Annotated in this window: 14 protein-coding genes; 7 read left to right on the plus strand and 7 right to left on the minus strand. The window is 67.7% G+C overall.

Annotation, left to right across the window (positions count from 1 at the left end):
* The first annotated feature begins 80 nt into the window (after window positions 1-80).
* Genes AC57BR_RS23860 through AC57BR_RS23880 form a run of 5 tightly spaced genes read left to right on the plus strand, consistent with a single transcriptional unit; the run spans window position 81 to window position 6,004 of the window.
* Complete coding sequence (locus AC57BR_RS23860; RefSeq protein WP_496365222.1) at window positions 81-791, plus strand: NUDIX hydrolase; 711 nt, start codon at window positions 81-83, stop codon at window positions 789-791.
* Window positions 788-2,098 (plus strand): quinolinate synthase NadA, encoded by a 1,311-nt coding sequence (gene nadA, locus AC57BR_RS23865; protein WP_496365073.1) that lies wholly within the window; start codon window positions 788-790, stop codon window positions 2,096-2,098. The genes AC57BR_RS23860 and nadA overlap by 4 nt, the downstream gene beginning before the upstream one ends.
* Before the next feature lie 10 nt (window positions 2,099-2,108).
* Window positions 2,109-3,968, plus strand: a complete 1,860-nt coding sequence (gene nadB / locus AC57BR_RS23870; RefSeq protein WP_496365075.1) for an L-aspartate oxidase — start codon at window positions 2,109-2,111, stop codon at window positions 3,966-3,968.
* On the plus strand, window positions 3,961-4,833 hold the full coding sequence (gene nadC / locus AC57BR_RS23875; protein ID WP_496365076.1) for a carboxylating nicotinate-nucleotide diphosphorylase: 873 nt from the start codon (window positions 3,961-3,963) through the stop codon (window positions 4,831-4,833). The genes nadB and nadC overlap by 8 nt, the downstream gene beginning before the upstream one ends.
* Window positions 4,834-4,840: 7 nt before the next feature.
* Window positions 4,841-6,004 carry a cysteine desulfurase family protein gene (locus tag AC57BR_RS23880; RefSeq protein ID WP_496365078.1) on the plus strand — a complete coding sequence of 388 codons (1,164 nt, stop codon included), beginning with the start codon at window positions 4,841-4,843 and terminating at the stop codon, window positions 6,002-6,004.
* A gap of 8 nt (window positions 6,005-6,012) precedes the next feature.
* Here the strand turns inward: AC57BR_RS23880 and AC57BR_RS23885 are convergent, their stop codons facing one another.
* Window positions 6,013-6,906: a fumarylacetoacetate hydrolase family protein gene (locus AC57BR_RS23885; RefSeq protein ID WP_496365080.1), complete on the minus strand. Its 894-nt coding sequence runs from the start codon at window positions 6,904-6,906 to the stop codon at window positions 6,013-6,015.
* 46 nt (window positions 6,907-6,952) lie between these two features.
* Window positions 6,953-7,618, minus strand: a complete 666-nt coding sequence (locus AC57BR_RS23890; protein WP_496365081.1) for a DUF1684 domain-containing protein — start codon at window positions 7,616-7,618, stop codon at window positions 6,953-6,955.
* A gap of 149 nt (window positions 7,619-7,767) precedes the next feature.
* Between AC57BR_RS23890 and AC57BR_RS23895 the strand changes: the two genes are divergently transcribed.
* Window positions 7,768-8,556, plus strand: a complete 789-nt coding sequence (locus AC57BR_RS23895; protein ID WP_496365083.1) for a hypothetical protein — start codon at window positions 7,768-7,770, stop codon at window positions 8,554-8,556.
* Between the two features lie 70 nt (window positions 8,557-8,626).
* On the plus strand, window positions 8,627-9,433 hold the full coding sequence (locus tag AC57BR_RS23900; RefSeq protein WP_496365085.1) for a transglutaminase-like domain-containing protein: 807 nt from the start codon (window positions 8,627-8,629) through the stop codon (window positions 9,431-9,433).
* Between the two features lie 131 nt (window positions 9,434-9,564).
* On the opposite strand, the gene AC57BR_RS23905 is transcribed toward AC57BR_RS23900, so the two are convergent.
* From AC57BR_RS23905 to AC57BR_RS23925, 5 genes are all read right to left on the minus strand, one after another.
* Complete coding sequence (locus tag AC57BR_RS23905; protein ID WP_496365087.1) at window positions 9,565-10,032, minus strand: MarR family winged helix-turn-helix transcriptional regulator; 468 nt, start codon at window positions 10,030-10,032, stop codon at window positions 9,565-9,567.
* Window positions 10,032-11,192, minus strand: a complete 1,161-nt coding sequence (locus tag AC57BR_RS23910; protein ID WP_496365089.1) for an LLM class flavin-dependent oxidoreductase — start codon at window positions 11,190-11,192, stop codon at window positions 10,032-10,034. The genes AC57BR_RS23905 and AC57BR_RS23910 overlap by 1 nt, the downstream gene beginning before the upstream one ends.
* Window positions 11,193-11,360: 168 nt before the next feature.
* Window positions 11,361-12,314, minus strand: a complete 954-nt coding sequence (locus AC57BR_RS23915) for an endonuclease domain-containing protein (RefSeq protein ID WP_496365091.1) — start codon at window positions 12,312-12,314, stop codon at window positions 11,361-11,363.
* A gap of 162 nt (window positions 12,315-12,476) precedes the next feature.
* The gene (locus AC57BR_RS23920; RefSeq protein ID WP_496365093.1) at window positions 12,477-15,695 is read right to left on the minus strand and encodes an efflux RND transporter permease subunit; all 3,219 of its coding nucleotides are present in this window, start codon (window positions 15,693-15,695) and stop codon (window positions 12,477-12,479) included.
* A gap of 77 nt (window positions 15,696-15,772) precedes the next feature.
* Window positions 15,773-17,278: a malate:quinone oxidoreductase gene (locus tag AC57BR_RS23925; RefSeq protein WP_496365095.1), complete on the minus strand. Its 1,506-nt coding sequence runs from the start codon at window positions 17,276-17,278 to the stop codon at window positions 15,773-15,775.
* Window positions 17,279-17,344 lie beyond the last annotated feature (66 nt).

The raw sequence follows: 17,344 nt of genomic DNA on the forward strand, positions 1-17,344 counted from the left end.
CAGTTTGAGTCAACTTGACCATAACTAATTCAGGGCGAGCCCGGACGGGCCGGCCGATCGCAGCGAAGCGGGTGATCACCGTGTACACCACCTCAGCCAACGTGGCCGAGCGGCAGTCCGCGCCGCCGTCGCTCGCCATTTCCACGGTGATTTTCGCGCTCCGCCCCAGCGAGTCTTCCGGCCGCCCCACCCTTTGGATCCCGCTGGTCCGCCGGATCCGGGAACCGTTCAAGGGCCAGTGGGCACTGCCCGGGGGTCCGCTGACGCACGCGGAATCACTGCAGGACGCCGCTTCGCGGAACCTCCGGGAAACCACGGGGCTGGCTCCCAGCTACCTCGAGCAGCTCTACGCCTTCGGCGGGATGCACCGCTCACCCACGCAGCGCGTGGTGTCCATCGTCTACTGGGCACTGGTCCAACCCACCGAAGCTGCGCTCGCGGACGAATCCGAGAACGTCAGGTGGTTTCGCGCCGACAAACTCGGCAGCCTGGCTTTCGACCACAACGCGATTGTGGACTACGCCCTCTGGCGCCTGCGGAACAAGCTGGCCTACGGCTCCATCGCCTACCACTTCCTGGGGGAGTACTTCACCCTCGCCCAGGTCCGCGAGGTCTACGAAGCCGTGCTGGACACGCAGCTGGACCCCGCCAACTTCCGCCGGCAGATCAAGTCGACGCCGGAAATCGAAGAAACCGGTGAATACCTCCAGGGCGGCAAGCACCGCCCGCCGCGTCTTTACCGATTTACCGGCCGCCCCGGCCTCGACCCAGATAACAGGAGCACCCCATGAGCAGCGTCAACACTGCCATCCAGCTGATCACTCGTGAACAGGCCGAGAAGGCCACGGCAGCCGGCACCGGCGGCACCTGCAGCCCGGCCCTTGCCAAGGGGCCCTGGGAGTATGACCTCGCGGAAACGCTTGCCGGTGTTCCGGCCTACGGTCCCGGAGCCTCCAGCGCGGACGTCGCACCTGCGTCCACGCCGCGCCAGGGCCAGCTTCCCGATGAGTACAAGCTGGCCGGCGAAGCTGAGCTCGATGCCCGGATCCGGGCTGCCAAGGCGGCGCTGGGTGACAGGGCCGTCATCCTGGGCCACTTCTACCAGCGTGACGAGGTTGTCCAGTACGCAGACTTCGTCGGCGACTCCTTCCAGCTGGCCAACGCTGCCCTGACCCGGCCCGACGCCGAGGCTATCGTGTTCTGCGGCGTGCACTTCATGGCCGAAACCGCGGACACCCTCTCCACGCCGGAACAGGCGGTCATCCTGCCCAACCTCGCTGCCGGATGCTCGATGGCGGACATGGCCGACGCCGATTCCGTGGAGGAGTGCTGGGAGCAGCTCGAAGAGATTTTCGGCACCGAGCCCGACGCCGAAGGCCGCGTTCCGGTCATCCCCGTGACCTACATGAATTCCTCCGCGGCGCTGAAGGCCTTCTGTGGCCGGAATGGAGGCATCGTCTGCACGTCCTCCAACGCCAAGACGGTCCTCGAGTGGGCCTTCGAGCGCGGCCAGCGCGTCCTGTTCTTCCCGGACCAGCACCTCGGCCGGAACACTGCCAAGGCGCTGGGCGTCCCGCTCGAGCAGATGCCGATGTGGAACCCGCGCAAGGAACTCGGCGGCAACGACGAACAGGCCCTGCTGGACTCCCGCGTCATCCTCTGGCACGGATTCTGCTCGGTCCACAAGCGCTTCAGCGTGGCCCAGATCGAGAAGGCCCGCGCCGACTTCCCGGGCGTCAACGTGATCGTGCACCCCGAATGCCCCATGGAAGTGGTGGACGCCGCCGACTCCGCAGGGTCCACGGACTTCATCCAGAAGGCCATCGCAGCAGCCACCGAGCCCACGGTGTTCGCGATCGGGACCGAGATCAACATGGTGAACCGGCTGGCGGCGCAGTACCCGCAGCACACCATCTTCTGCCTGGACCCGGTCATCTGCCCCTGCAGCACCATGTACCGGATCCACCCCGGCTACCTGGCCTGGGTCTTGGAAGAGCTCGTGGCCGGCCGCGTGGTCAACCGCATCACCGTGGACGATGACGTGCAGCAGGACGCCAGGACAGCACTCGAGCGCATGCTCGCCGCCAAGCCCCAATAGAAAGCCCACAATGACCAGCGAAAACGGAACAGCCGGACGACGGCGGCTCGCCGTCGTCGGCAGCGGCATCGCCGGCCTCTACGCCGCACTGCTCGCGGCGGAGGCAGGCGCCGACGTGGTGCTGCTGACCAAGGGCGCGCTCGCGGACAGCAACACGTACTTCGCCCAGGGCGGCATTTCCGCCGTCCTGGACGAGCCGTCGCCCGGCGACACCGTTGCCGCCCACATCGCCGACACCCTGAAGGCTGGCGCGGGGCACTGCAACCCGGCGGCTGTCCGGGTGCTGTGCACCGAGGCGCGCCGGGACATCGCCGGGCTCGGACGCTTCGGCGTCCGCTTTGACCTGGACGACGACGGCGACCCCGCCCTGGGTCTCGAAGCAGCCCACTCCGCGCCGCGGATCCTGCACGCGGGCGGCGACGCCACCGGCGCCGGCATCGCCAATGCCCTGATCTGCGCCGTGCTGGCAGCTCAGGCTACGGGCAGGATCCGGCTGCTGGGCCACGCCAGCGTCACAGCCCTCCTGCAGCAGGGCCGGCGGGTCACGGGCGTTGAGTTCCTGCAGGACGGCCGGCCTGGCAGCATCCAGGCCGACGCTGTGCTGCTGGCCACCGGCGGGGCGGGGCAGCTGTTTGCGCAGACCACCAACCCTTCCGTTGCCACCGCGGACGGCCTCGCCCTCGCCTGGCGCGCCGGTGCGGCGGTCGCGGACCTGGAGTTCTTCCAGTTCCACCCCACCTGCCTGGTGCGCCCGGACAGGGGAGCTACGGCCGACGACGGCCAGGATCCGCTGCTGATCTCCGAGGCGGTGCGCGGCGAGGGTGCCTTCCTCGTTGACGCGCACGGCCGCCGCTTCCTCCACGGGTACCACCCCGACGCCGAACTCGCCCCGCGTGATGTGGTTTCCCGCAGCATTGCCCTGCATTTGGCCGCGCTCGGCAACCCCAACGGGCACGTCTACCTCGACGCCCGGGTCATCGAGGACGCCAGGGGAGCAGGGTTCCTGGAGCGCCGCTTCCCCACCATCACGCGGCGCACCCGCGAGGCCGGCATCGACTGGACGCGGGAACCCGTCCCGGTCGCACCGGCCGCGCACTACTGGATGGGCGGCGTCTCCACCGACCTGCACGGCCGCACCACGGTCCCCGGGCTCTTCGCAGCAGGCGAAGTCGCCTGCACCGGAGTCCAGGGCGCCAACCGACTGGCCAGCAACTCGCTCCTCGAAGGGTTGGTTTTCGGGCGGCGGGCTGTTGAGGCGTTCCTGGTTGAGCCGTCGCAGAACAGCACTACTCCGCCAGGGGCGTCGACTAACGGCACCCCTCCGCGTCCCCACGATCTCCCTAACCTCGCAAGCTCGGCCAGGGAACCCGGATCGCGTGGGCCCACGGCCGCTAGCGGCCTCCCTTTGACGCACGCTTCCGGGGCACCGTCAGCCGACGCTTACGTCCGCCTGTCGCGCGACTGCGAGGACATTGACCGAGGCGCCCAGCCCTACCCCGAGGGAAATAGGGGAGATGCCGCACCCGGGGAGTTTTCCCGGAGCGCCCTGCGGCGGCTGATGACTGCCCAGGCCGGAGTGCTTCGCAGTGGCGAGCTGCTGCGGGAGGCGGGGGCCGCGCTCGCCGGGTGGGCCGCCGTCGTACGTCCTGACCGTGTGCAGGGAGCGGACGATCCCCGCGCCCATGAGGACGCCAACCTGCTGCTCGCCGCGCAGCTGCTGGTCCACTCGGCGAGGGAGCGGCGGGCATCGCTCGGCGCGCACTACCGCGACGACGGCCTGCCGGTGCCGGCCACCAGCCTGGACGGCCAGGCGCACGACCTCGACGAAGAATTCAGAATGAGCCCGAAAGCGAGCCTTGTCCATGACTAGCCTGACCCTCCCTGCAGCACCCGTGCGCGAAATCCTGGAACGGGCCTTCGCGGAGGATGCGCCCAGCGGCGACATCACCTCGCAGCTGCTGATCCCGGCCGAGGCCCGCGCCACCGCCGTGCTCAACGCCCGCGTCCCGGGGGTCTTCAGCGGCGGCAGCGTGTTCCGCGACGCCATGCTGATGGTGGACCCGGACACGCAGGTGGAGCTGCTCGTGGGCGACGGCGAGGCGTTCGCTGCCGGAACAAAACTCGCGCGGGTCAGCGGCCGGGCGCGCAGCGTGCTGCTCGCCGAGCGGGTCGGCCTGAATCTGGCACAGCGGATGAGTGCCATCGCCACCAAGACGGCGGAATTCGTGGCTTTGGCCGCCGGCACCAAGGCACGCATCACGGACACCCGCAAGACCACCCCCGGACTGCGTGTCCTGGAACGGTACGCGGTCCGCTGCGGCGGCGGCGCCAACCACCGCTACAGCCTTTCCGACGCCGTCCTGGCCAAGGACAACCACCTGGCCGTCATGACCGGAGGAGACCCGGCACGGCTGACCGCGCTGCTGGCCGACGCGAAGGCCCAGCTGGGGCACACCACTCACTTCGAGGTGGAGGTGGACAGCGCCGACCAGATCGAACCCGTCCTGGCCGCCGGGGTGGACACCATCATGCTGGACAACTTCAGCCTCGAGGAACTCCGCGCCGGTGTCCGGCAGGTCGCCGGGCGGGCCGTGGTGGAGGCCAGCGGCAACGTCAACCTCCGCACCGTGGCGGACATCGCCGCCGCCGGCGTGGACGTCATCTCCGTCGGTGCCCTGACGCACAGCGTCACGGCTCTGGACCTCGGCCTGGACGTCGAACTGACAGTGGGGTGAACACACCATGATCTTCCTGGATGCAGCAGCCACTACACCCGTCCGCCGGGAGGTGCTGGAGGCGATGTGGCCCTACCTCACCGGCGACTTCGGCAACCCGTCCAGCCACCACTCGCTCGGTGACTCCGCCGCTCGGGCCCTCGACGATGCCCGCAAGACTGTGGCCGCGGTTTTGGGCTGCAGGGCCGCGGAGATCACTTTCACGTCGGGCGGCACGGAAGCGGACAACCTCGCGGTCAAGGGTATTGCCCTGGCACGGCAGGCCGCGGACCCGGCGCTAAACCGGGTGGCGATCAGCGCCGTCGAGCATCCCGCCGTGGAGGAATCCGCACGGTACCTCGAACGTTTTCACGGCTTCACGGTGGACGTCGTGCCTGTCAACGGGGACGGGACGGTGACTCCGGAGGCGCTCGCTGCGGTATTGCGGGACGAAACGGCGCTGGTCAGCATCATGTACGCCAACAACGAGGTGGGCACCGTCCAGCCGGTGGGCGAACTGGCGGCCCTGGCGAGAGGCCGGGGGATTCCCTTCCACACCGACGCCGTGCAGGCCGGCGGCTGGCTGCCGCTGGACGTGAAGGCGCTCGGGGTGGACGCGCTGAGCATCTCCGGGCACAAGCTCGGGGCCCCCAAGGGCAATGGAGTGCTGTTCGTCCGGGGCCGGACCCGCATCGAACCGCTGGTGCATGGCGGCGGGCAGGAACGCGGCCGGCGCTCCGGCACCGAGAACGTTGCGGGCGCCGTGGCCCTGGCCACCGCACTCACCCTGGCGCACGCCGACCGGCCCGCGCTCGCGGCGCGCGTCACCGGCCTGCGTGACCGTTTTATTGCTGCCGTGCTGGGCAGCGTTCCTGGAGCGCTGCTGACCGGCCATCCGTCCGAACGCCTGCCCTCCGTGGCGTCCTTCTGCTTCCCGGGCACCAGCGGCGAATCCGTCCTGCTGGAACTCGAGCGCCAGGGCGTGGTGTGCTCCAGCGGCTCGGCGTGCGCGGCCGGCTCGGATGCTCCGTCACCGGTGCTGGTGGCACTCGGCATCGAAGCGGAGGTGGCACAGACAGCCGTGAGATTCAGCTTTGATTCGTCGGTGACCGGCGCCGACCTGGAGGCTGCCGCCGCGGCGGTGACGGCCGCCGTCGGAAGCGTCCGGAACCTGGGCCTGATCCCGGGTTAGGGTTCCGGTTAGCTAGCGGCCGTGACGGGATTGGAGAGCTCGCCGATTCCGCCCACCCGGCAGGTGACGGTGTCGCCCGGCTGGATGCCGGCGCTCGCCGCCGGGAACCCGGTAAGCACCAGGTCGCCCGGGTGCAGGGTCATGAACGAGGTCAGGTAGACGAGGATCTCGTCCACGTTCCAGCCCAGGTTGGCGGTACTCGCCGTGGGCAGTTCGGCGCCGTTGTGGACGACGCCGACGGGCAGGTCCGTGTGGTCCAGCCCGGTGACAATCCAGGGGCCGGCCGGCGTGAAGGTGTCCTGGCTTTTGGCGCTCAGCCACAGCTCGTCAGACTTCTGTAGCTTGCGCGCCGTGACGTCGTTGCCAATGGTGTAGCCCAGAACCGCGCTCTGTGCGTTGTCGAGGGTCAGGTTTTTCGCGGTCCGGCCGACGACGACGGCGAGCTCCGCCTCCGGCTCCACCAGCCCGATTCCGGCCGGCAGTTCAATCGCCTCGCCCGGACCGATCACGCTGGTGGCTGCCTTGTGGAAGGCCTGCGCCGGAAGGTCGCGGCCGGCCTGCCCGGTGTTGTGGGCCATCCCCAGGACATTGGCCGGCACGCTCGGCGCCAGGAACGCGAAGCTGTCCTCGGCGACCTCAGCGCCGGTTTCCCAGCGATCACGGTGGTCGCTGCCGGCGTTGGCGCGCGAACCGGGGAACGGTGACTCCACCACCGTCCATGTCCGTCCGGCGGTGCTCGCGAAGTCCGCGGCATCGTTGGCCACGAAGAACTGTTCAGGAGGCTGTGCCCTGTCTGAATCCGTGTCTGTCACATTGTCTGGGGACGACATGTCTGGGGACGACGAAGCGGCAGGGGCGAGGGGGCGGACGCGGGCGATCCGCCGCGGGAGGGCTGGGGTCATTCAGCCATCGTAGGTGCCCGGCGGAGCCGTCCGGAACTGGGTGACGTCAGTAGAGCTCACCGACGGGGATCTCCACAGCCAGCCGGTTGGCCGGGCCGGCGAGCGGGCAGGCCCAGGCCTCGTTGTAGGCGCACGACGGGTTGTAGGCAAAGTTGAAGTCCAGCACATACTGGACTTCCGGCCCCGAACCTCGGACGACGCCATGGAATGCGCCCTTGATGGTGTCCAGGAGGTAGCGGCCCGCGCCGTAGCTTCCGCCGGGTTGGCCAGCGGTGGCGTCGCGGAAGGGAACGAAGATCCCGCCCCCGTAGCCCATCAGCTTCCACACGGCCAGTTGTCCCAGTTCCGGCAGGTCGAAGGTTCCCAGCCGGACAAAACGGACCACGCCGTCTGTCCCTGTGTCGACGCTCATTTCCCGCCCGGCACCCTCCTTGGTCAGGGGGACGTAAAAGCGGTAGATGGGATCGTAGTCGGCAGTCTTGAGGCCGTAGAAGGACGACTTGGCCTCGGCTGTCAGGGCCGACGCCGGATGGGTGCCGAACATGCGGTCGCGCTCCTGGCGCCAGTAGGCGTGGGCCTCCTCCGGGCTGTCGGCGGCGATCTTGCGCACAGTGTCGTAGAGGGCAAAAGTCCGCAGCCGCCAGTCTGCAATGTCGAGCGCGGACATGTTCGCCAGGGTCTGCTCCGCTGCGTCCAGCTCATATTCGGCCATGACCTCAGCCTAGACCCCTTGTGATGCCCGACCGTCCGTGCCACCCGACCGTCCAGTCCGCCGGGCCACCCGTCCGCCCGGCCGCCTGGAACGCGAAACGCGGGCAGGCAGCCTCCGGATGGGACCGGCGTCCCGGCTAGGCTGGAGCCATGACAGGGATCACGGCTTCCGGACGTAGGGGCATCGCCGCCGTCGTACTGTTGACGGCGGGACTGATGGCCGGCTGCAGCAGCGACGGCAAGGGTGCGCCCGCCTGGACCGCGGAGCCGGGCACCAGCCCGGCGACCGGTCCGGCATCGGGTTCCGCCGGCCCTTCCGCCACCGCCTCGGCCGGTGCCACCGCGACAGCCGGGGCCACGGCAACCTCCTGGAAGGTCTTCACCGACCCTGCCAAGACCGTGAGTTTCGAGCTGCCGCAGAGTTGGATTGCCCAGTCGGTTGACCCTGACAAGGGAACGCTTCCCGGCGCCGTGAAGATCGAGGTCAAGGACGCCGAAGGCACCTATCTGGCCACCCTGCAAACTGGCCTGCCCAATACCAACCCGGCGAGCTGCGCCGCTTCCGCCCGCAAGCCCTACGTCGTCGTCAGCAGTGTTCCAGTGGAGCTGCCGCACAGCGGCGGGCAGGGGACGATCGATCCGCACGTGGTGTTCAGGGTGATCCAGGGCTACCGCTATTTCGGCTCCTACGGCATCACCAATCTGGTAGGCGGCGCCGATTCCAAGGCATGCCAGCTGCAGAACGTGGTACAGGGCCTGGCGGGCAAGGGGAACTACTCGTTCAGCGATGTGCGCTCGCTGAAGGCGTTCGCGCCGGATGAAAAGGTGGCACCGGCCAAGGCCTTCGACACCCTTGACCAGGCAGCCGGCTACGTCAACAAGGGTTCCGAATTCGCCAACGTCCAGCGGATGCTAATGTCTCTGGAGATCAAGAACTAGTCCCGCTGCCTCCGGCACAACCCAGCCCGCAGCCGCGACTGACTGACGCCGCCTCACACCCCGGAGACCGATGGAACGTACTGTTGCTGCCCGCCTGGTATTTAAGACCGTGGCCGACACAAAGGTGGCGATGGCCATCTCCGTGGCGAGGAATGCCGGCTACACGTCGTTGGACGAGAACCTCAGCGTGACGGCCGGTGGGGAACAGGTTCCTCTGACGGAGCTTTCGGACCACCACGGGGGCAGGTTCCATTACATGGAGTTTGCTGACCCCACTGAGGTCACCGTGGATTACTCGGCTAGTGTTGCGGGCCTCGCGGAACCCGAGGAGCCCTCCCTGATGGAGCTGATCCGCTATGTCCGGCCCAGCCGGTATGCCGAGTCCGACCGGCTGCTTCCCACGTCCTATGCCGAGTTCGGCGGACTCCAGGGCGAGGAACTCCTGCACGCCGTACGCAACTGGGTGTTCAACGAACTGCGCTACGTCAGCGGCTCCTCCCGGGGAACGGACGGTGCCGTGGAGACCCTCCTGAACCGGCGGGGCGTCTGCCGCGACTATGCACACCTGGCGATCTCGCTGCTGCGTGCCAAGAACGTGCCTGCGCGGCTGGCGGCCGTTTATGCGCCGGGCCTCTCGCCGATGGATTTCCATGCCGTGGCCGAGGCCCACGTCAACGGGGCCTGGCACGTGATCGACCCCACCGGTCTGGCGCCCAGGGCCTCCATGCTGCGCATCACCGCCGGCCGCGACTCCTCGGACACCGCCTTCCTGTCCACCGTGGGCGGGAGCCTCTCCCTCCGGGAGATCAGGGTCTTCGCCACGGTGAACGGGGAGCTGCCGGTGGAGGATCCGGACCAACTGGCCGTCATCCGCTGACCCGTCATCCGCTGACCGCGAGGCGGGAGAGGCGGCCGACGGCGGGTCCGGTGTCCCGCCGTCGGCCGTCCCGACCGCGGCGCCCTCCGCTGCCGTCCGCTGTCGCGGTAGCGCGGCCAGAGGCCGTCCCGCTAACGGGACGGCAGCGACGCGCGCAGCTTCTCCGTGAGCCGCAGCAGTTCCCGCTGCTCCGCCGCCGTCAGCGCCGAGCCTACGAGCTCGGCGATGTCCCGCACGTGCTCCCGGCCGATTTCCTTCTGCAGCGCGGCGCCCTCCTCCGTGAGTTTGAGCAGCACGCCCCGGCCGTCGTCCGGGGCCGCCATGCGCTCCACCAGGCCGCGCTTCTCCAGCCGGTCCACCAGCCGGCTCAGGCTGGACTGGCTCAGGAGCACGTTGTCGTTCAGCTCGTTCAGCCGCAACCAGCCGGACGGGCACCGTGACAGCGTGAACAGCACGTCATACTCGTTCACTGCCAGGTTCCGGAAGGCGGGACCGGACTGCAGCCGCCGCATCACGGCCACCTGTGCGCGGAACAGCGACTCCCAGGTTTCGGCGGCCAGCCGGACGGCGGACGTCGCCGGCGCCTTCCGGGGTGTCATCACGCCTCCGTCGGAGAGGTAACGGCAGCCGTGTCCTGGCCGATCCCGGCGCCTGGGGCAACGCCCTCACCTGCAGCGCCTTCGGCGGCGATCCGTGCGGCGACGCGTCCGGCGTGCGTGGGCGGAGCAGGGATGTGGGCGGGCGTGCGCGCGGCGTACTCCTTGCGCAGGACGGGCAGGACCTCCTCGCCGAACAGGTCCAGCTGTTCCAGGACGGTCTTCAGCGGCAGGCCGGCGTGGTCGATCAGGAACAGCTGACGCTGGTAGTCGCCGAAGAACTCGCGGAATGAGAGCGTCTTCTCGATGACCTCCTGCGGGCTGCCGACGGTGAGCGGAGTCTGCGAGGTGAAGTCCTCGAGCGACGGGCCGTGGCCGTAGACGGGGGCGTTGTCGAAGTACGGCCGGAATTCCCTGACGGCGTCCTGGGAGTTCTTCCGCATGAAGAACTGTCCGCCCAGCCCCACGATGGCCTGGTCCGCCTTGCCGTGGCCGTAGTGCTCGTAGCGCTCGCGGTACAGGCTGATCAGCTGCTGGTAGTGCTCCTTGGGCCAGAAGATGTTGTTCGCGAAGAACCCGTCACCGTAGTACGCCGCCACTTCCGCGATCTGCGGGCTGCGGATGGAGCCATGCCACACAAAGGGGGCAACGCCGTCGAGCGGGCGCGGGGTGGAGGTGAAGTTCTGCAGCGGGGTGCGGAACTTGCCGGACCAGTTGACGGTGTCCTCATCCCACAGCTTGCGCAGCAGGCTGTAGTTCTCGATGGCGAGCTCGATCCCGTCCTGGATGTTCTTGCCGAACCAGGGGTAGACGGGGGCCGTGTTGCCGCGGCCCAGCACCAGGTCCACGCGGCCGTCGGACAGGTGCTGCAGCATGGCGAAGTCCTCGGCGATCTTGACCGGATCGTTCGTCGTGATCAGCGTGGTGGCGGTGGACAGCGTGATGCGCTCGGTCTGGGCGGCGATGTACGCGAGCGTTGTTGTGGGGGAGGAGGAGAAGAACGGCCGGTTGTGATGCTCACCGAGGGCGTAAACGTCCATGCCGATTTCTTCGACCTTCTTGGCGATCGCCACGGACGCCTTGATGCGCTCGTGCTCGGTGGGTGTCCGGCCCGTGGTGGGGTCCTGGGTGATGTCGCTGACGCTGAATACGCCGATCTGCATGATGAGCCTTCCGTTAGCCGAAGTTGTTCCCGACCTGTAGTAACAGTGTACCCGATTTACATGCATTTGCATGTACTGCCCTCAACGTCCCCGGCGCCAGGATATTCCCGACCCTCCCAACTGGGTAGCACTTCAGGGCGTTCTCAGGGTTGGGAACGCCCTGAACTGCTACCCAGACGGGGACCAGCCGCGCGCCAGCAGCGCCAAGCGGACCTTGCGGACGGCCGCCCGCGCGTCGTTCTCCATGTGCGACTTGCCGATCCGCACCGGGATCCAGCCCGCGGCGGCGAAATCCTCGTCACGGCTGATGTCCTTTAGCACCTGCATCGGATCCGAATGGCTCTCGCCGTCGTACTCCACCGCCACGCGGAACTCCGGGTAGGAAAGGTCGGGTTGGCGCACTACGCCGCCGGCCAGCGCCACCGGCACGTTGACGTCGGCATCGGGAAGGCCTCGGCGGGCCAGCGCTAGCCGGAGCCGTGTTTCGGGCGCGGAGTCTGCGCCGGCACGCGCCTGGTCCAATGCCAGCCGGGCTTTCCTGATTCCCGGTGTTCCCTTGTGTCTGTCCAGCATGTCGGCGAGTTCGTCCCGGGTGGCATGGGCCGCGGACCTCCCCTCGAACTCAGGACGCGGACGGCGCAGGAGATGGTCCGCCACCACCGTCAGCTCATCGACACTCATCCGCCGCGCGTTGTCCAGCCACGTCCGGGTCCTGCTGGTCACCAACACCCCGCCGAGTTCGACGATCTCGTCCGGAAAGAACTGCCCGCGGTGGCCCACCACACCCCGTCGCCGGGCTATGGCAACCGCATCCGGACGGGAAATGTGAATGCCGGGGCGGTCAGCGCCTGGGAGAAACCCGGGGAACTCCCACAGCCGGAAGGCGGTGGCGTGCGACGCCGCCGAAAAGCCGGTGACCAGCGTGTGGGGCCTGGCCAGCTGTGCAAGCTGCTGCGTGCATTCCGGCCGGGTGTCGGCGTCGTAGGGCGAGCGGATGCCCCGGCTGGGAGTCACGAGGCCGCCGATCTTCAACCGGTCCCGGGCAACCCCGGCGCTGAGCGCTTCATTCACGGTGAAGGGAACTGCCGAGAGATGGTCCGGCAACGGACTTGGATACTTCATGGCCCCATCGTTCCAAAAACCGGAGCCTGGAATTGAGTTATCCACAGGCTAACCGGCAGGCACCCCATGTAGGTAGCAGCAGAGGGGGTTCCCAGCGCTGGGAACCCCCTGAACTGCTACTCAGTTGGGAGGAGGGGAAGGGGAGGGGAGGACGAGGCGGGGTCAGTCGGGGGAGCCGGGGGCGGCGCGGCGGCCGCTGAGCTTGGGCACCATGCCGGTGGTCCAGTCGACGAACTCGGCATCGACGTCGTCCTCCGCGGGGGAGAAGCCGGGCCGCTGCTTGAGCTGGCGCATCAGCTCCTTCTTCTCCTTCCGCCCCTCCACCAGCCGGTACAGCACCGGGACGAGCACCAGCGTGAGCGCCGTGGATGAGACCAGCCCGCCGATCACCACGATGGCCAGCGGCTGCGAAATGAACCCGCCGCCGCCCGTCATGCCGAGGGCCATGGGGGTCAGCGCGAAGACCGTGGCCAGCGCGGTCATCAGGATGGGCCGGAGCCGCTGCCGGGCACCGTGCGTGATGGCGTCGGCCACGCGCATCCCCGGTTTGCCGCCATGCGGTTTCCGGTACTGGTTGATCAGGTCGATCAGCACGATCGCGTTTGTCACCACGATGCCCACGAGCATCAGCATGCCGATCAGCGACGGCAGCCCCAGCGGAACCTGCGTGACCAGGAGCAGGGCAACCGCCCCGGTGGCGGCGAACGGCACCGAAACGAGAAGGATCAGCGGCTGCACCAGGGACTTGAACGTCGCCACCATGATCACGTAGACGATGGCGATCGCGGCCAGCAGCGCGAGGCCCAGTTGCCGGAAGGATTCTGCCTGCTGGGTGGTGGCGCCGCCGATCTCCGCGGTCACCCCTGCGGGCAGGTCCACGACTTTGAGGCGCTGCTGCACCTCGGCGCTGACCGCGCCCAGATTGGATCCCGACGGCGTGACGGATACCTGCGCGGTCCGCTGGCCGTTGCTGGAGGTGATGGAAATGGGGACATCGACCAGTTCGACGGCGGCAATCCGGCTGAGCGGGACCGGGCCGGAGGCGGTGGGGAGCGGGATGCCGCGGACGGCGGCGATGCTGGTGAAGCGTTTCCCTTCCCCGATCTGGACGGGGAAATCGTCCGTGTCGATGCGCACCGTTCCCGCGGGGACCGGGCTGATGGTCGAAGCCAGGACGCCCGCCACCTGCTCTTCGGTCAGGCCGGCGGCCACGGCCTTGGCCCGGTCAACCTTCACCTGCACCACAGGCTGGCTGGCAGCCAGGTTGGTGGTCACCTCGCTGCTTCCGGGTACTCCGGTCATGGCCTTGACCATGGCGTCGCTGGCCTTCCTCAGGTCGTCGGAGGTGGCCGCCTTCAGGGTGATGTCCACCGTGGAGGACGTGCCGAAGCCGCCCTGCTGGGAGCCGACGGAGATCTTGCCGGCAGCACCTGCCGCCGCCAGTTCGCTGCGGACGGTGTCCTGCAGCCTGCCCTGGTTCGCTTTTTCGTCGGTGACCACCGTGAACGAGGAATTGGAAGCGCCGGAGGACGTCAGCGCGGTGAAGCCCGCCTGCGCATTGCCGGAGGTCACCTGGACGTCCTTGATTCCGTCGATGCCAAGGAGCACGTCCTCGGCCTTCCGGGCCGCGGCGCTGGTGGCTTCAAGGCTCGTGCCGGCCGGAAGCTCCTGTTTGACCGTCATGCTGTTCTCGCCTGAGCGTCCCAGCAGGTCGGTGGCGAGCAGGGGCGTCATTGCGGCGGTCCCGCCGAGGACCAGGACCGCGGCGATCAGCGTGAGCACCGGATGCTTCTGGGTCTTGTTCAGGACGGGCAGGTAGCCGCGCTGGAGGATGCTGCGCTGCTCGGCCTCGTGCGCTTTCGCCTGGACTTCCCCTGCGGACCGAGGGGCTTCGCCTGCGCCTCCGTTCGCAGGGCTCTTCAGGAACCAGTACGCGAGCACTGGAACGATGGTCAGGGACACCAGGAGCGAAGAGAGCAGCGCAATGGTGACTGTCAGGGCGAACGGCCGGAACAGTTCGCCCGCGAGCTCGCCCACGAAGGCGATGGGAAGGAAGACGGCAACGGTCGTCAGTGTCGAGGCGGTGATGGCGCCGGCCACTTCACGGATGGAGGTGAGGATTGCGGTGAGCTTGGCTTCCCCGTAGCTCAGGTGCCGCTTGATGTTCTCTATCACCACGATCGAGTCATCCACCACCCGGCCGATGGCGATGGTCAGCGCCCCGAGCGTGAGGATGTTCAGCGAATATCCCGTGCCGGAGAGGCCGATGAAGGTGATCAGCAGGGACAGCGGAATGGAGACGGCGGTGACCAGGGTGGAACGGACGGACATGAGGAAGAGGAGAATGACGGCCACCGCGAAACCGAGTCCCAGCAGGCCCTCCGTGGTGAGGTCCTTGATGGACTTCTCGATAAAGGGTGCCTGGTCGAAGACGGGGGTGAACTTGGCGTTCGAACCAAGCTCGGCCTCGAGTTCGGGCAGCAGATCCTTCACCGCGTGCGAGATCGCCACGGTGTCGCCCTCGGGCTTCTTCGTCACGGAGATGGCCAGCGTTTCGAGGCCGTTTGTCCGGGTGATGGATGTCCGCGCGTCATCCTTGATGCTGACGTCGGCCACAGAACCGATGGTGGCGCCGGCGCCGGCGCCGCTGAGCGGCAGTGCCCTAACCGCGGCCACGGAGTCGACCGGGCTGCCGATCTGCAGGGAGAGGCTCTGGCCCTTCTCCTCAATCGTGCCTGCCGGGACAAGGTCGCCGTTGTTGGCCAGGGCGCTCCGGACTGACTGGATGGTGGCGCCGCCGGCGGCCATCCGGGCCGCGTTCGGCTGGATGAGGATGTGCCGGCTGGCGCCGCCCGTCACGTCGGCGCCGCGGACGCCGTCGAGCTTTTGCAGTCTCGGTACGGACAGGCGCTGCAGATCCGTATTCAGCTCACTGAGCGGTTTGTCGGAGGAGACTGCGAGGAAGACGATCGGGAAGTCGCTGATGCTGCCGGCGATGGCCTGGGGCTGGACGTCGTCCGGCAGCGTGCGCTTCGCGTTGGAAATGGCCCGGTCGATCTGGTTCCGGGCCCGGTCCAGGTTGGAACCGTAGGTGAACACCAGGCTGATCTGTGAGACGCCGTTGCGGGAGGTGGACGACGTCGACTCCAAACCTTCGACGCCGTTCAGCGCCGTCTCCAGCGGCCGGCTGACCTGCTTGTCCACCACCTCGGGCGACGCCCCGGGCATCGACGTGATCACCGTGATCCGCGGGAACTCAATCGAGGGAATGAGTTCCTGCTTCAGCGAGGACATGGTGATCACGCCGAACACCGAGGCGAAGATGGTGATCAGCGCGATGAGCGCGCGGTTCCCGAGGGATAGATGGGCCAGCCGGAACATCGCATGATCTCCTGGGTCGACGGACTGTTTGCCTTCGGTGGTGCCTGCCGCAACCCGCGCCGGTCAGCGCTGGACGGTCACCGCTGGACGGCGGGCGACGCTTCCAGCTGGAGGCTCTTGGCGGTGGCCTTCTCAAGCTCCGCCGCCAGCTCCGGGTTTTCGTTGAGCTTGACGCCGTAGCCCGGCATCATTTCCTTGAGCTTGGACTGCCACCCCTTGAAGTTCTTGGGGAAGGACTTCTGCAGGAGCTCGATCATGATGGGCACGGCCGTGGAGGCTCCCGGTGAAGCGCCGAGGAGGGCGCCGATGGAACCGTCGCGGGCGGCAATCACTTCGGTTCCGAACTGCAGCACGCCGCCCTTCTTCGGATCCTTCTTGATGATCTGCACCCGCTGGCCGGCGGTGATGAGTTCCCAGTCGCCGTCCTGGGCCTCGGGGTAGTACTCGCGCAGCGCCTCCACCTTGTCGCCGTGGCGCTTGGCCACCTCTTTGACCAGGTAGGCGGTCAGGTCCATGTTGTCCTTGGCCACGGCGAGCATCGGGATGATGTTGCTCGGCCGGATGGACAGCGGGAGATCCAGGTAGCTGCCGTTCTTCAGGAAGTTCGTGGAGAAGCCGGCGTACGGTCCGAACAGCAGGGAGCGCTTGCCGTTGACGTAGCGGGTGTCCAGGTGCGGCACAGACATGGGCGGCGCGCCGACGGAAGCCTGGCCGTAGACCTTGGCGTTGTGCTGGGACGCGAGGGACGGGTCCGTGCAGCGGAAGAACTGGCCGGAGACGGGGAACCCGCCGAAGCCCTTGCTTTCCGGGATGCCGGAAGCCTGCAGCAGGTGCAGCGCTCCACCGCCCGCGCCGACGAAGACGAACTTGGCCCGGATGCTGCCGCGCTCACCGGAAGCGGGGTGCTTGAGCGAAAGGTCCCAGCCGCCGTCGGACGCCCTGCGGACATCGGTGACGTTGTGGCCGTAGTTGATTTCGACGCCGTTGTTGGCCAGGTAGCCAGTGAGCTCACGGGTCAGGGCTCCGAAGTCGACGTCGGTACCTTCGGCAGCACGGGTGGCGGCGACGCGCTGCTTCGTGTCGCGGCCCTTGACAATCAGCGGTGCCCACTTGGCGATCTGCGCGAAGTCCTCGGAGTACTCCATGCTCCGGAACAAGGTGTGCTCCTTGAGCGCGTTGTACCGGGTCTTGAGGAAGTTCGAGTTGTCGTCGCCGATGACGAAACTCATGTGCGGAACGGTGTTGATGAAACCCTTGGGGGAGCCGATCAGGGAGTTGTCCACCAGATGGGACCAGAACTGGCGGGACAGCTGGTACTGCTCGTTGATGTGCAGTGCCTTGGCAGGATTGACCGAGCCGTCTTTGGCTGCGGGGGAGTAATTAAGCTCACACAGCGCGGCGTGTCCGGTGCCGGCGTTGTTCCACGGTCCCGAGCTCTCCAGGCCGGCCTCGTCAAGGCGCTCGAACAGGGAAATGGTCCAGTTGGGTTCGAGCTGCTTGATGAACGCACCCAGCGTGGCGCTCATGATGCCGCCGCCAATGAGGACGACGTCGGCATGTTGGGTCTTGGAAATGAAGGTCACAATCAGTCTCCGATAGGCGGCTCTGGCTGTCACAGAATATCCCTGCACGGCCCACTAACTGAAATT

The organism is Arthrobacter sp. BGA-UO-ETr-C19, assembly GCF_059568005.1.